Here is a 13,509-nt window from a genome sequence, read left to right on the forward strand (position 1 = left end):
CCTCGGGCGACGGCCACGGCCCCCGCGGGGCGGTCAGACCACGCACCCCACATGGGCGAGCGCCTGCTTCAGCAGCACCCCGTGCCCGCCCGGCATCTCGCTCTGCACCGCGGGGGACAGGGCTTCCTGCGGGCTGAACCAGACCAGGTCGAGGGCGTCCTGACGGGGGCGGCAGTCGCCGGTGACCGGGACGACGTAGGCGAGGGAGACCGCGTGCTGACGCGGGTCGTGGTACGGCGTGATGCCCTGTGTCGGAAAGTACTCCGCGACCGTGAACGGCTGCAGGGAGGCAGGGACCCGGGGGAGTGCCACCGGGCCGAGGTCCTTCTCCAGGTGCCGCAGCAGGGCGTCACGGACCCGCTCGTGGTGCATCACGCGGCCGGAGACCAGGGTCCGGCTGACCGTTCCGTCCGGTCCGATGCGCAGCAGGAGACCGATGCTGGTGACCTCGCCGCTGTCGTCGACGCGCACGGGCACGGCTTCGACGTACAGGATCGGCATGCGGGCGCGTGCCTGCTCCAGGTCGTCGGTGCTCAGCCAGCCGGGCGTGGTGTCGGTCATGTCAGACATTGCTTGATCATACTTTCCGGGATCGCGAACGCTCGGTCGCGGTGCGGACGGGGATCGGGTGCGGGGGCGGGATCGGGTTCGGTCTCGGGTTCGGTCTCGGCAGGTCCGAAGAGGCGGCGGGCGTCGGCACCGGCCGTCCGCGCCGCGATCCGCGACGCGTCCGGCAGGCTCGGTTCCGGCAGACCATACGCGTCGGAGTGGTACAGCAGTGCGCGCAACGGGGTGATCTCCAGCACCTCGGAGGGGACCGGGCCGGACCGGCAGGGGCCGACGTGGTGCGGGGCCAGGCCGACGTCCGGGTACGCCTGCTCGAACACCGCCGCCGCACAGGCGGCCCGGCGCTGATTCGGCCAGCGGCGCAGGAGCATGACGGGGATCGTTCCCCTGGTGAGGCGTAACCAGTCCGTCGGCGGCCGGGGATCCGCTCCGTGCATGCGGGTGTCGCTGTCCAGCCGTACGACCGTCAGGGCTTCACGGCCACCGCGCCGTACTGCGGAACGGCCGCGGGGGAGCCCGGGGCGCGCCATTGCGAGCAGGACACCATGCCCGGCTCCAGCAACTCCAGGCCCTCGAAGAAGGCGGCGATGTCCGTGCCGCTGCGGGCGGTGATCGGCGGCGTGGCGTTCTCGTTCCAGAACTTCATCGCCGGGATCTGGCCCTCGCCGCCGAGCTCGGAGTCGAAGGTCGGGTGGGTCAGGACCAGCAGGCTGCCGGAGGGGACCGCGGCCAGGACGCGCCGCACGATCTCGCGGGCCTTGTCGTCGTCGAGGACGAAGTTGAGGATGCCCAGCATCATCACCGCGACCGGCTTGCCGAAGTCCAGGGTCTGCGCGGCCCGTTCGACGATGGCGTCCGGGTCGTGCACATCGGCGTCGATGTAGGCGGTGACGCCCTCGTGGGTGCCGGTCAGCAGAGTCCGGGCGTGCACGAGGACGATCGGGTCGTTGTCGACGTACACGATCCGGGAGTCGGGCGCGACGCGCTGGGCTATCTCGTGGGTGTTCTCCGCCGTCGGCAGCCCGGTGCCGATGTCCAGGAACTGGCGCACGCCCCGCTCCTCGGCCACGAACCGCACGGCCCGGCCGAGGAAGTCCCGGTCCGCGCGGGCGATGTCCCGGATGATCGGGAACATCCCCGCGACCTGCTCGCCGACCTGCTGGTCGATCTCGTAGTTGTCCTTGCCGCCGATCCAGTAGTTCCACACACGCGCGTTGTGCGCCACACCGGTGTTCAGCTTCGCCGACCCGCTCGACGGGGTGTGGCCATCACTCACGACTCGTCCTCTCCTCGCACGCACGACCGAAACCGGCCATCGCCGCCATTGTGCCGCTCCGTTGATCACGTTGTCCCGGGAATCGACAGAGCGGGCGGGGCTGTTGACGGGCGTCCGGAGGCGTCCGGAGGCGTTCGTCGGAGGGCGGTGGGCGGGCGCGAGCCGCGGTGCTACTGGATCTCGCTGGGCGTGGAGGCGGGCGACTTGCCGGCCAGGACGTCATTCAGACGCTGGGTGCCGAGCTTCACCGCCTGCTCCACCGAGTCGTGCTCGTCGCCGTCCAGCCCGCCCGCCGTCACGGTGATGGCGTCGTTGCCGACGCGTACGGCGGCCACGTCCAGCGTCAGCGTGGCCTGCTCGCCGTCGGTCCGGCCCTGCACCGTCACGCGCAGGCCCTCCCGGGCGTCGCCCACGTCGGGCAACGAGGTCTCGACGACCTGGACGGTGCGCTTTTCCCCGTCCTCGGTCATCGTGAACCGGTCGCACTCCTCCGGCAGCTTCGCCATCCAGTTCAGGGAGTCCTGCGGGTCGGTCCGGTCGTAGGACCCGACCTGGTGGAGCAGACGCGAGTCGCCTTGTGTGAAGCCGCGCAGCGCGTTCGCTCCCGACGGCCTGCCCAGCAGGTCGTCGTCGAACAGCGAGTCCATGAGCCGCTGACAGTCGGCGGCGTCGGCCTTGGCGGTGAGGAAGTCGGAGACGTCGACCGTGCCGATGAGCAGAGCGTCGTGCCAGTTCTCCGCCTCGGTGTCCTTGACCTGCGTCCAGTCGTCCTCGATGTCCGCCTCGGTGATCAGCGCGGTCTGGGCGCCGGCCTCGGTGAGCGTGGCGGTGGGCGAGGGGGTCTGCCGGTTCTGGGCGACGGGCGACGCGGTGACCCCCGCGGCCCGCGAGCCGTCCTTGTCGGTGCCGTCCTCCGAGCAGGCGGCCGTGGCCAGCAGCGCGCCTGCCGCCAGGGCCGACGAGAGAACGCGGGCGAGTCGGGACGGACGACGGGTCATCGCAAGTGCCTCCTGAGAACGTGACGCGTGCCCTCAGCGCATCACCGCGCAACACCGCCCACCAGCGGCACCGGACCGTTCGAGTGAGCGCACCCGAGGCCCCGGCACCTCACGCGCCGGGCTGTGCACCTCGGCGCCGGTGTCCTGGTCCAGGGCGCCGGTGGGCTCGTCCGCGAGGACCGCGTCCGGCCGGACCGCCGACGCGAGACGATGGGGACCCGGGCCAGGCGGGCCGAACCGGAAGACGAAGCCGAACCGCTCGCGGCGCCCCGCCCACTTCTCCGGATCGATACCGTCGCAGCCCTCCCCGCTGTTCAATGAGAGCGAACGCCCCTCGCCTCCTTTGCCCGCGCCCGCAGAGAGGAGCCGCCCATGCCCCCTGCCGCCGTCCCGCCCGTGGGCGCGCGCATCCGGCAGGCGCGCCTCGAACGCGGGACCAGCCTGCGGGCGCTCGCCCGCGAGATCGGCGTCTCGGCGAGCCTCGTGTCGCAGATCGAGAACGGCAAGAGCCAGCCCTCGGTCAGCACGCTGTACGCCATCACGACCGCGCTCGGCATCTCCGTCGAATCGCTCTTCGGCGCGGAGGAGGCCGCTGCCGCGTCCCCGGTCGCAGCGTCGGCCCCCGGCACCGTCGCGCACGCCCTGGCCGCCTTCGCCGCCGACCCCGGCCGCCGCATCGGCCCCCTGGTCAGGCCGGATCAGCGGGAGGTTCTGGAGCTGGACTCGGGGGTGGTGTGGGAGCGCCTCGGCCACGTTCCGGGCTCGGACGTCGACTTCCTCCAGGTGACCTACCGGCCCGGCGGAGCCTCCTCCGGCTCGGGCGGCCTCATGCGGCACAACGGCACCGAGTACGGCTGTCTGACCTCGGGCGAACTGGTCCTCACCCTCGGCTTCGACGAGTACACGCTGCGTCCCGGCGACTCGGTCTGCTTCGAGTCGACGACCCCGCACCGCTACCGCAATGATGGTGCTGTACCGGCCGTCGGCATCTGGTTCGTGACCCCCGATGCCGTTCAGTGACACTTGACACCCGCCGTGCACAGTCGTTGACTCCGAAGCGGGGGTGGTCGCCATGGCGATCCGCACGTTCGGACCCAACGCAGTCGACTGGGAAGAGCGCGTCGACCTGGACCGGCTGCGCAGACAGCGGCTGGCCCGCCTCAACGAGACCCTGAACCGCTCCGAGCTCGGCGCCGTCCTCAGCTTCGACTTCGCCAACATCCGCTACATGACGGCCACGCACATCGGCACCTGGGCGATGGACAAGCTGATCCGCTTCGCCCTGCTGGTGCGCGGCGGCGAGCCGATCGTGTGGGACTTCGGTTCCGCCGCCCGCCACCACCAGCTCTACAACCCCTGGCTCGACTACGGCGACGGCAAGGAAGGCCCGCCCACCGGAGCCCGCGCCGGCATCTCCACCCTGCGTGGCGCCTTCCACCCGGAGGCGGGCATCGCCCAGGACGTCGCCGCCAAGATCGCCGGCGAACTGCGCGAGCACGGCCTGGCCGGCGAGCCGCTCGGCATCGACGTCGCCGAGATGCCGGTCCTCACCGCCCTGCGCGCCGAGGGCATCGAGGTCGTCGACGGCCAGCAGGTCTTCCTGGAGGCCCGCCGCACCAAGACGCCGGACGAGATCTCCCTGCTCACCCAGGCCTGCGCGATGGTGGACGCGGCGTACGAGGAGCTGTACGGCCATCTGCGCCCCGGCGTGCGCGAGAACGAGTGCGTCGGCGTCGTCAGCAAGGTCCTGTACGACCTCGGCAGCGAGTACGTCGAAGGCGTCAACGCGATCTCCGGCGAGCGCTGCTCTCCCCACCCGCACGTCTACAGCGACCGCCTGATCCGCCCCGGCGACCCCGCCTTCTTCGACATCCTGCACAGCCACCTCGGCTATCGCACCTGCTACTACCGCACCTTCGCCGTCGGCAGTGCCTCCCGCGCCCAGCGCGACGCGTACGTGCGCTGCCGGGAGTACATGGACGAGGCGATCGCCCTCGTCCGGCCCGGAGCCACGACGGCCGACATCGTCCAGGTCTGGCCGCGCGCCGAAGAGTTCGGCTTCGTCGACGAGACCGCCGCCTTCGCCCTGCAGTACGGCCACGGCGTCGGCCTGTCCATCTGGGAGAAACCGATCTTCAGCCGGCTGGTCTCCCTCGATCATCCCGAAGTCCTCGAAGAGGGCATGGTGTTCGCGCTGGAGACGTACTGGCCGGCCGCCGACGGCTGGTCCGCCGCCCGCATCGAGGAAGAACTCGTGGTCACCGCCGACGGCTGCGAGGTCATCACGAAGTTCCCCGCGGAGGAACTGCTGGTGGCCGGCCGCAAGTACTGGACGGTCGGCGGCGAGCTCGACACCCGCCGCGAGGCGCAGTCCCACCTCAACACCCCACGCGGCGACGGAGCACGCTGATGGAACCGGCCGAACTCCTCACCGCCTACGAGCGGATGGCCGTCATCCGCCGTACGGAGAAGGCCGCCCACGACCTGTTCCTGCAGGGCCTCGTCAAGGGCACCACCCACCTCGCGGCCGGGCACGAGGCCATCGCCGTGGGCGCCGACGCGGCCCTGCGCCCCGACGACTACGTCTTCGCCACCTACCGAGGCCACCACCACGCGTTGGCCAGGGGCGCCACCCCGCAGGAGTGCCTGGCCGAGCTCATGAGCCGTGCGACCGGGCTGTGCAGGGCCAAAGGCGGTTCCATGCACCTGACCAAGGCCTCCACGGGCATGCTCGGCTCCTACGCCGTCGTCGGAGCCCACCTCCCGATGGCGGCCGGCGCCGCCTGGTCGGCCCGGCTGCGGGGCACCGACCAGATCGCCGTCGCCTTCTTCGGGGACGGGGCCACCAACATCGGCGCCTTCCACGAGACGCTCAACCTGGCCGCCGTGTGGAAGCTGCCCGTGCTGTTCGTCTGCGAGAACAACCTCTACATGGAATACACGCCGATCGCCGACGTCACGGCCGTGGCCCGTCCCGCGGCCGACCGGGCGCCCGCGTACGGCATCCCGGGCGAGGTGGTGGACGGCAACGACGTCGTCGCCGTACGGGAGGCGGTGGCCCGGTTGGCGGAGCGGGCCAGGGCAGGAGCAGGGCCGGCGCTGCTGGAGGCGCTGACATACCGGCACTTCGGGCACAGTCGCTCCGACCCGGCCGCCTACCGCCCGGCCGAGGAGGTCGAACGGTGGCTCAAGCACGACCCTTTGGACCTGGCACGCGGACGGCTCGTCGAGTCGGGGGTGGCACCGGAGACGGTCGGCGAGGCCGACGAGCGCGCCCGCGCACTGGTGGCGAGCGCGGTGGAGGCCGCGAAGGCCGCCCCACCACCCGATCCGGACCAGGCGCTGACCGACGTATGGGCCGACGGAGGTGCGGCGTGGCGGACGTGATCACCTACCGGGAGGCGGTCGCCGAGGGCATCGCGCGGGAGATGCGCCGGGATCCGTCCGTGGTGTGCCTGGGCGAGGACATCGGCGAGGCGGGCGGGGTGTTCAAGACGACCGCCGGGCTGCTCCAGGAGTTCGGGCCCCGGCGGGTGTGGGACACCCCGATCTCCGAGCAGGCCATCGTGGGCGCCGCGATGGGGGCCGCGATGACCGGGACGCGGCCGGTCGCCGAGATCATGTTCTCCGACTTCCTGGCCTGCTGCTGGGACTACCTCGCCAACGAGATCCCCAAGGTGCGTTACATGACCGGCGGCCAGGTCACCGTCCCGCTCGTCGTGCGCACCGCCAACGGCGGCGGCCTCGGCTTCGGCGCGCAGCACTCCCAGGCCACCGAGAACTGGGCGTTCACCGTGCCCGGCCTGAAGATCGCCGCACCGGCGACACCCGCCGACGTGATCGGCATGTTGGCGGCGGCGATCCGCAGCGACGACCCGGTGGTCTTCTTCGAGCACAAGGCACTGCTCGCCGCCAAGGGCCCGCCCCCGCCGCCGGACCACGTCGTCGAACTGGGCCGTGCCGCCGTCGTCCGCGAGGGCGCCGACGTCACCCTCGTCGCCCTCGCCGCCATGGTGCCGCTCGCACGGAAGGCCGCCGAGATCCTCTCGGGGGAGGGCATCGAGGCCGAGATCGTCGATCTGCGCTGCCTGGTGCCGCTCGACGTGAGCACCGTGCTCGCCTCGCTCGGCCGGACCTCGCGGCTCGTCACCGTCGAGGAGAACCCGTACCAGGGCGGCTGGGGCGCGACGCTCGTCTCGGTCGTCGCCGACGAGGGGTTCGGGCTGCTGGACGCGCCGGTCCGGCGGGTGGCGGGGGAGTGCGTGCCGCTGCCGTTCGCCGACGCCCTGGAAGAGGAGGTCATCCCCACCGTCGACAAGGTCGTGGCGGCCGTCCGGGACCTCGCCGCGTACTGAACACCCCATGGGAGGAAGAACGATGACCCATCGGACACTCCTGCGCGCCGGTCACGTGCTGTCGATGGACCCCGGCATCGGGGACCTGCCCCAGGGCGACGTCCTCATCGAGGACGGGACGATCGCCGCGGTGGACCGGGAGATCAGCGCCGACGCCGAAGTGCTCGACATGACCGGCCGGATCGTGATCCCCGGCTTCGTCGACACCCACCGCCACACCTGGGAGGCGCCCATCCGGAACGTCGCCCCCGATGCCACCCTGGACGACTACTTCGTCGACATCCTCGACACCTTCGCTCCGCTATACACCCCCGAGGACGTGTACGCCGGCAACCTCGCGGGTTCGCTGGAGTGCCTGAACGCCGGCATCACGACCCTCGTCGACTGGTCGCACATCAACAACACGCCCGCCCACCCGGACGCCGCGATCCAGGCGCTCACGGAGACCGGCATCCGCGCCCAGTACGCGTACGGCAGCGCCAACACCTCCCTCGCCGACTACTGGTTCGAGAGCAAGATCGCGATCCCGGGCGACGACGTACGGCGGATCCGCGACACCTGCTTCGCCTCCGACAGCGGCCTGTTGACCATGGCGCTCGCCACCCGCGGCCCCGGTTTCTGCACCGACGAGGTCGTCACCGCCGAGTGGGCCCTCGCCCGCGACCTGGACATCCCGATCACCGTGCACGTGGCGATGGGCCGGCTGGCGGGCCGCTTCGGCATGGTCAAGCAGCTCAACGACCTGGGGCTCCTCGGCCCCGACACGACCTACATCCACTGCTGCTACCTCCACGAGGACGAGTGGCAGATGGTCGCCGACAGCGGCGGTACGGTGTCGATCGCGCCGCAGGTCGAGGCGCAGATGGGGCACGGGTGGCCGCCCGTGATGCAGGCCATCGAGTACGGGCTGCGGCCGTCGCTGAGCATCGACGTCGTCACGACCGTGCCGGGCGACATGTTCACCCAGATCCGAGCGGCCTTCGGCGCCGAACGCGCCCGCGTCAACGCCGACTGCTGGAAGGCCAATCTGCCGGTCCCGGCAACGATGTTGACAGCACGTCAGATGCTGGAGATCACCACGGTGAACGGCGCACACGTCGCGGGCCTCGAGAACCGTACCGGTTCCCTGACCCCCGGCAAGCGCGCCGACATCGTCGCGATCGACGCCACCGCGCTGAACGTCGCCCCGGTGCACGACGCGGCGGCCGCGGTGACGCTGTCCGCGGACGTCTCCAACGTCGACACGGTCATCGTCGACGGTGTGCTCCGCAAGCGCGACGGCAGGCTGCTGGCCGACGTGGACCGGGCCCGGCGCCTGGTCGAGGAGTCCCGCGACCGGCTCCTCGCGGCGAAGGAGGCGAGGCGCGCGGCATGACCCGACACCTGGTGCGCCGGGCCGTCGGCGTCCCGGAGCCGCCGTACGACGAACTGGGGTACCGGCGGCGGACGTTGGTCGCCGAGGACGACGGAAGCGTGCACACCGGCTTCGGCCTGTGCGGGATACGGCCCGACGGCCGGGTCGCGGCCCATGTGCACTCGTACGAGGAGAGCTTCCATGTGCTCTACGGAGCCGTGATCCTCGATGTGCCCGAGGGGTCGTACCTCCTCGACGAGGGCGACTACGGCCTCCTCCCGACCGGCGTCCCGCACGCCTGGCGCGGCGCCGGGGACAGCTCCGGCCGCTGGGCCGACATGCTCGCCCCGGTGCCGCGGGCCCGCTACGGCCACGACACCCAGGCGGTGCCCGCGCTGCCCGAGCGCGACCCCGTCCGCATCGACGTCCGTGACCCGCGCACCCGGTCCTTCGGCCACTTCGAGCCCGCCCAGATGGATGCCGCCAAGCAGTCCCAGGACCTGCTCGCGGTGTCGGCGAGCATGCGGACCGCGCTGCTCGTGTACAGCGGCATCACCGTGAAGCCGATGGTCGACGGCGACCTCGGCGCGGTCGCCTCCACCATGTTCATGGTGCAGTACGCCCCCGACGGCGTCGCGGGCACCCACGACCACCCCTTCGAGGAGACGTACCTGATCCTGGAAGGGCTGGCCGACGCCACCTTCGACGGCGAGCGGTACCGGCTCGGGCCGGGCGACCTCGCCTGGGCCGGCGTCGGGTGCGTGCACGGGTTCGCCAACGCCGGGGAGGGGACCCTGCGCTGGCTGGAGACGCAGGCGCCGCAGCCGCCGTCGCGCCACTCCTACCGGTTCACCCGGGACTGGGAGTACCTGAGGGAGGCCCTGGGGTCATGAGCAGTGTGCTCGTCGTGGGCGGGACGTCCGGGATCGGCCGCGAGTTCGCCCGCTTGCGTGCGGCGCGGGGCGACCGGGTGGTCCTCACCGGCCGGGACGCGCCTCGCGCCGGCACGGTGGCCGAGGAGGTCGGTGCCGCGCAAGGCCTCGCCCTCGACCTCTCGCGGCCCCGCGAGATCGCCGCCGCCCTGGCCGGGGTCGGACGCGTCGACCACCTGGTGATCGCGGCGATCTCCCGGGACGACAACCGGGTCACCGCGTACGACATCGACGCCGCTGTGCGTCTGGTCACGCTCAAGCTCGTCGGGTACACCGAGGTCGTGCACACCCTGCGGCGCCGACTGCACGACGACAGCGCGATCGTGCTGTTCGGCGGCCAGGCCAAGGAGCGGCCGTACGCGGGGGCGACGACGGTGGCGACCGTCAACGCCGGAGTGGGCGGTCTGGTACGCACGCTCGCCACCGAGTTGGCGCCCGTCCGGGTCAACGCGGTGCATCCCGGGGTCGTGGGGGACAGCCCGCACTGGCGCGGCGGACCCGAGCAGGTGCTGGCCGGGTTGCGCGCCAGAACGCCCACCGGGCGGCTCGCCACGATGGCCGACGTGGTGGACGCGGTGGACTTCCTGCTGCGCAACCGGTCGGTCAACGCCGTCGAACTCGCCGTGGACGGAGGGTGGCTGCTGGGCTGACGGGGACGCGAGCCGTGGGTCAGCGCTTGAAGCCGACCGCGCCGTACAACGAGACGGGCTCCTTCGTGCTCCCGCCGCCCGTGTCCTCCTCGCCGTCCATCGCGGGACGCCAGTGCGACAGCGACACGATCCCCGGCTCCATCAGCTCAAGTCCCTCGAAGAACCGTCCCGTCTCGGCGCGCGAGCGGGCCACGAGCGTGACCCCGCTCGCGGTGTAGGCCGCGATGCCCCGGTTCACGTTCTCCGGATCGAAGTCCGCCGTCAACGCCGAGAGCAGAAGGCAGCTGCCCGGCGCCAGCGCGCCGACCAGCGTGTCCACCAGCTCATGAGCGCCGTCGTCGTCCGCGATGAAGTGCAGGAGTGCGATCAGCGAGAGGGCGACCGGCCGGTCGAGGTCGAGGACGGCCGCCGCCTGCTCCAGGATCCGCTCGGGCTCACGGGCGTCGGCCTGCACGTACTCGGTCCTCCCCTGCGGGGTGCCGCGCAGCAGGGCCGCCGCGTGGGCGAGCACGATCGGGTCGTTGTCGACGTACACCACGCGCGCGTCCGGGACGACGGACTGGGCGACCTGGTGCAGATTGGGTTCGGTCGGGATGCCGGAACCGATGTCGAGGAACTGGCGGATGCCCGTCTCCTCGACGACCGCCCTGGTGGCCCGCCGCATGAACCCGCGGTTGGCCCGAGCGTGCCGCGGGGCGTCGCCCTGCATCGCGGCGATCTGCCGGCCGAGCTCCTCGTCGACGGGGTAGTTGTCCTTGCCGCCGAGGAACCAGTCGTACACCCGGGCAGGATGCGGCCTGCTCGTGTCGATCCGCGGTACGGCCGGCTCGGTCCCGGTCACACAGGTCTCCTCTGCTCGCAAGGGCGGTTGTGCGAGCAGTCTGTCACGATCATGCGGCGCGGCGGAGGCTGTCCTCGGCCACCTCCTTGTCGAGCGAGGCCCGTACCAACCCGGCGGCCAGTACGGCCGGTTCGGTGCTCCCGGCCAGCTCGGTCAGCCGGTCCGGGTCCTCGGGCAGGCCGAGCCGCCGTGCACCCGAGAGCGCCTTGTCGTCGAGGTAGGGGGCCACTTCCGGCCACACGAGCTGGGCCTCGCGCAGGAAGATGCCGGCGCCCGCCGGACCCATGCCGGGGAACTCCCGCAGCAGCCGCCGCATTTCACGGACATCGCCGTCCGCCTCCCTGTGCAGCCGCCGCAGGTCGCCGCCCCACCGGTCGATCAGCAGCTTTGCCGCGTCGCCCAGTTGGGTCGCGGTGCGCTCGTCATAACGCCGGTATCCGCCCCGGACCAGGGCGTCCACCCGCTCCTGCCAGTCGGCGCCCGCCATACGGCGCGGGTCACGCAGCCCCGCCTCGTACAGGGCGCGAGCGCTGTCCACGGCGACGGAGCCGCGGATCCGCGCGCTGAGCAGATGCGCCAGCACCAGCAGCCGGTACAGCGGCTGCGGAGTGTCCTTCAACGGGATGCCCGCCTCCTCGGCGAAGGTCTTCCCGTGCGCGCGCACGAGTTCCCGCACCAGGCGTCTGTCGTCGCTCACGGCTTCAGCGGATCGTGGCCGATCGTCATCAGCTGGTGCCGACGGCGGGTCTGTTCGGGCTCCGGCTCGTTCTCCACGTCCGCCTCGGCGGTGACGGTGTCCACGACGTCGTACATCACCTGGATGTCGTCGTCCGTGAGGTCCGTCCGCCGCTTCTGGAGGATCGCGAGGACGCGCTGCCCGGCAGGTGAACCGGCCTGGTCCGGCAGCGGCTCGGTGGCCTCGTCGGCGTCACTGACCCGCAGCCAGGCTGCCAGCTCCTGCGAGGTCATGTTGACCGCGCGGTGGAAGTCCTCCCACAGCGCGTCGAGTTCGAGGGCGTCGGCCATGGTGTGCCCCTTCTCTCCGGGTACTGCTCTGCGTGTACGGCGTGTGCGTGCGGCGCTCGCGGCTGCCTCACTCGCCGGGCGGCCAGTTCTCGGCGTCGAACATCCAGCGTTGCTTCTCCAGGTCGGCGGTGATGCCGATCAGCAGGTCCTGCGTCACCGGGTCCGCCTCGGCGGTCGCTTCGATCCGTTCGCGCAGCCGCTCGACGGCCGCCGCCAAGGCGTCCACGATCACCTGGACGACCTCGTTGTCGCGCACCCACCCGTCCTTCGGGCCGGGCAGCGTGTAGGCTGCGGCGATGGTCTCCGGGCGCCCGTCCGGCGGTACGCCGAGCGCCGAGGAGCGCTCCGCGACGGTGTCGGCGTGGGTACGGGCCAGTGACACGACCTCGTCGAGCTGCAGATGGATCGAGCGGAACCGCGGGCCCACGATGTTCCAGTGCGCCTGCTTCCCGATCAGTGAGAGCCCGAGAAGATCGACGAGAGTGCTCTGCAAGGCGTCCCCGGCGACTCGGCGAGCCGGTTCGGGGAGCGTGCTCTTGACCACGGTCATGGCGAGCTCCTCCTTGTGGCTGGGTCGGTGTCGGCGCGGGTGCCCACGGGAAACGGGTGCAAACGTCACACGTCTCGGAGTGCGAACACTCTGTCCAGGAAGCGGACCAAGTCCGCACGTACCTCCGCCCGGTTCGTCTCGTGGAACACCTCGTGCCGGGCCCCTGGGTAGACGTGCTCGGTCAGCTCCTCCCCGCGCAACTGCTCGACCCCGACGCGGCTGCCGGCGAGCGGGACCAGCCGGTCGTCGTCGCCGTGCAGCCACAGCAGCGGCACGGGCCCGATGTCCCCGCCCTCGGACACCGTCTCCAGCATCCGCGCGAACGCCTCCACGGTCGGCCGCTTCATCGGGCCGTGCCAGACCAGCGGATCCGCCGCGTAGGCCGCACCGACCCCCGGGTCCCGGGAGAGCGCGGCCGGGCTGATCGGGGTGCCGGGGATCTCGTCCAGGGCGAGCAGCCGCCGGGGCAGCTCCCAGTCGCCGATCACCGGCCCGGACAGCACCAGGGCGCCGAGCCCGTCGCCGTGGAGCTGTGCGAGGCGGGACGCGACCAGACCGCCCATGGAGTGCCCGACCACGACGACCGGCAGACCCGGATGCGCGGTCCGGGCCAGTTCCAGGCACGCGTTCGCGTCGGCGACGACCTCCTCGAAGTCCTCGATCAGCGCCCGCTCGCCCGACGACCGGCCGTGCCCCATGTGATCGGGCCCGAACACGGCCGCGCCGTGCGCGACCAGGGCCTCCGCCACCTCCGCATACCGGCCGGCGTGCTCCGCGTAGCCGTGGACCACGAGCGCCACGTAGCGGGGCCGGTGGTGCGGCCACTCGCGTACGACGACGCTTCCCCGGCTTCCGTCGAGCAGGTGCTCGCGGGGCTCGGCCATGGCTCCTCCGGCTGGGTCGGTGAAAGGTCCCCGGGATCTTCCCAGGGTCCGGCGAGGCGGTCTATAGTCCGAAACT

The 13,509-nt window shown here is 71.8% G+C and carries 17 protein-coding genes; 7 read left to right on the forward strand and 10 right to left on the reverse strand.

Annotation, left to right across the window (positions count from 1 at the left end):
- Positions 1-33: 33 nt before the first annotated feature.
- From ACWCPI_RS35460 to ACWCPI_RS35480, 5 genes are all read right to left on the reverse strand, one after another.
- The gene (locus tag ACWCPI_RS35460; protein ID WP_451042127.1) at positions 34-561 is read right to left on the reverse strand and encodes an NUDIX hydrolase family protein; all 528 of its coding nucleotides are present in this window, start codon (positions 559-561) and stop codon (positions 34-36) included.
- Positions 558-938, reverse strand: a complete 381-nt coding sequence (locus tag ACWCPI_RS35465; protein WP_451042069.1) for a hypothetical protein — start codon at positions 936-938, stop codon at positions 558-560. Before ACWCPI_RS35465 ends, ACWCPI_RS35460 begins: the two co-directional genes overlap by 4 nt.
- A 95-nt stretch (positions 939-1,033) precedes the next feature.
- A complete protein-coding gene (locus ACWCPI_RS35470) occupies positions 1,034-1,843 on the reverse strand; it encodes an SAM-dependent methyltransferase (protein ID WP_451042070.1) in 810 nt (269 codons plus the stop codon).
- 170 nt (positions 1,844-2,013) lie between these two features.
- Positions 2,014-2,841 carry a hypothetical protein gene (locus ACWCPI_RS35475; protein ID WP_451042071.1) on the reverse strand — a complete coding sequence of 276 codons (828 nt, stop codon included), beginning with the start codon at positions 2,839-2,841 and terminating at the stop codon, positions 2,014-2,016.
- 33 nt (positions 2,842-2,874) lie between these two features.
- Positions 2,875-3,159, reverse strand: coding sequence for a hypothetical protein (locus tag ACWCPI_RS35480; RefSeq protein ID WP_451042072.1), 285 nt, complete (start codon positions 3,157-3,159; stop codon positions 2,875-2,877).
- 54 nt (positions 3,160-3,213) lie between these two features.
- On the opposite strand from ACWCPI_RS35480, the gene ACWCPI_RS35485 reads away from it, so the two are divergent.
- From ACWCPI_RS35485 to ACWCPI_RS35515, 7 genes are read left to right on the forward strand one after another with little or no spacing between them, the layout of a single operon-like run.
- Positions 3,214-3,861 carry a helix-turn-helix domain-containing protein gene (locus ACWCPI_RS35485; RefSeq protein ID WP_451042073.1) on the forward strand — a complete coding sequence of 216 codons (648 nt, stop codon included), beginning with the start codon at positions 3,214-3,216 and terminating at the stop codon, positions 3,859-3,861.
- A gap of 52 nt (positions 3,862-3,913) precedes the next feature.
- Entirely contained in the window at positions 3,914-5,251 is a 1,338-nt protein-coding gene (locus ACWCPI_RS35490) for a M24 family metallopeptidase (RefSeq protein WP_451042074.1), read from the forward strand.
- Positions 5,251-6,228: a thiamine pyrophosphate-dependent dehydrogenase E1 component subunit alpha gene (locus ACWCPI_RS35495; protein ID WP_451042075.1), complete on the forward strand. Its 978-nt coding sequence runs from the start codon at positions 5,251-5,253 to the stop codon at positions 6,226-6,228. Before ACWCPI_RS35490 ends, ACWCPI_RS35495 begins: the two co-directional genes overlap by 1 nt.
- Complete coding sequence (locus ACWCPI_RS35500; protein WP_451042076.1) at positions 6,216-7,196, forward strand: alpha-ketoacid dehydrogenase subunit beta; 981 nt, start codon at positions 6,216-6,218, stop codon at positions 7,194-7,196. Before ACWCPI_RS35495 ends, ACWCPI_RS35500 begins: the two co-directional genes overlap by 13 nt.
- A 22-nt stretch (positions 7,197-7,218) precedes the next feature.
- A complete protein-coding gene (locus ACWCPI_RS35505) occupies positions 7,219-8,571 on the forward strand; it encodes an amidohydrolase family protein (protein ID WP_451042077.1) in 1,353 nt (450 codons plus the stop codon).
- Positions 8,568-9,443, forward strand: a complete 876-nt coding sequence (locus ACWCPI_RS35510) for a cupin domain-containing protein (protein WP_451042078.1) — start codon at positions 8,568-8,570, stop codon at positions 9,441-9,443. The genes ACWCPI_RS35505 and ACWCPI_RS35510 overlap by 4 nt, the downstream gene beginning before the upstream one ends.
- Positions 9,440-10,132 carry an SDR family oxidoreductase gene (locus tag ACWCPI_RS35515; RefSeq protein ID WP_451042079.1) on the forward strand — a complete coding sequence of 231 codons (693 nt, stop codon included), beginning with the start codon at positions 9,440-9,442 and terminating at the stop codon, positions 10,130-10,132. Before ACWCPI_RS35510 ends, ACWCPI_RS35515 begins: the two co-directional genes overlap by 4 nt.
- 19 nt (positions 10,133-10,151) lie before the next feature.
- On the opposite strand, the gene ACWCPI_RS35520 is transcribed toward ACWCPI_RS35515, so the two are convergent.
- The 5 genes from ACWCPI_RS35520 to ACWCPI_RS35540 form a co-directional block, all read right to left on the reverse strand.
- Positions 10,152-10,973 carry an SAM-dependent methyltransferase gene (locus tag ACWCPI_RS35520; protein WP_451042080.1) on the reverse strand — a complete coding sequence of 274 codons (822 nt, stop codon included), beginning with the start codon at positions 10,971-10,973 and terminating at the stop codon, positions 10,152-10,154.
- A 49-nt stretch (positions 10,974-11,022) separates the two neighbouring features.
- A complete protein-coding gene (locus tag ACWCPI_RS35525) occupies positions 11,023-11,670 on the reverse strand; it encodes an endonuclease (protein WP_451042081.1) in 648 nt (215 codons plus the stop codon).
- Entirely contained in the window at positions 11,667-11,999 is a 333-nt protein-coding gene (locus tag ACWCPI_RS35530; RefSeq protein ID WP_451042082.1) for a DUF3140 domain-containing protein, read from the reverse strand. Before ACWCPI_RS35530 ends, ACWCPI_RS35525 begins: the two co-directional genes overlap by 4 nt.
- A 67-nt stretch (positions 12,000-12,066) precedes the next feature.
- Positions 12,067-12,549: a Dps family protein gene (locus ACWCPI_RS35535; RefSeq protein ID WP_451042083.1), complete on the reverse strand. Its 483-nt coding sequence runs from the start codon at positions 12,547-12,549 to the stop codon at positions 12,067-12,069.
- A gap of 65 nt (positions 12,550-12,614) precedes the next feature.
- The gene (locus tag ACWCPI_RS35540) at positions 12,615-13,433 is read right to left on the reverse strand and encodes an alpha/beta hydrolase (RefSeq protein ID WP_451042084.1); all 819 of its coding nucleotides are present in this window, start codon (positions 13,431-13,433) and stop codon (positions 12,615-12,617) included.
- Positions 13,434-13,509 lie beyond the last annotated feature (76 nt).

Source organism: Streptomyces sp. NPDC001920, assembly GCF_053594495.1.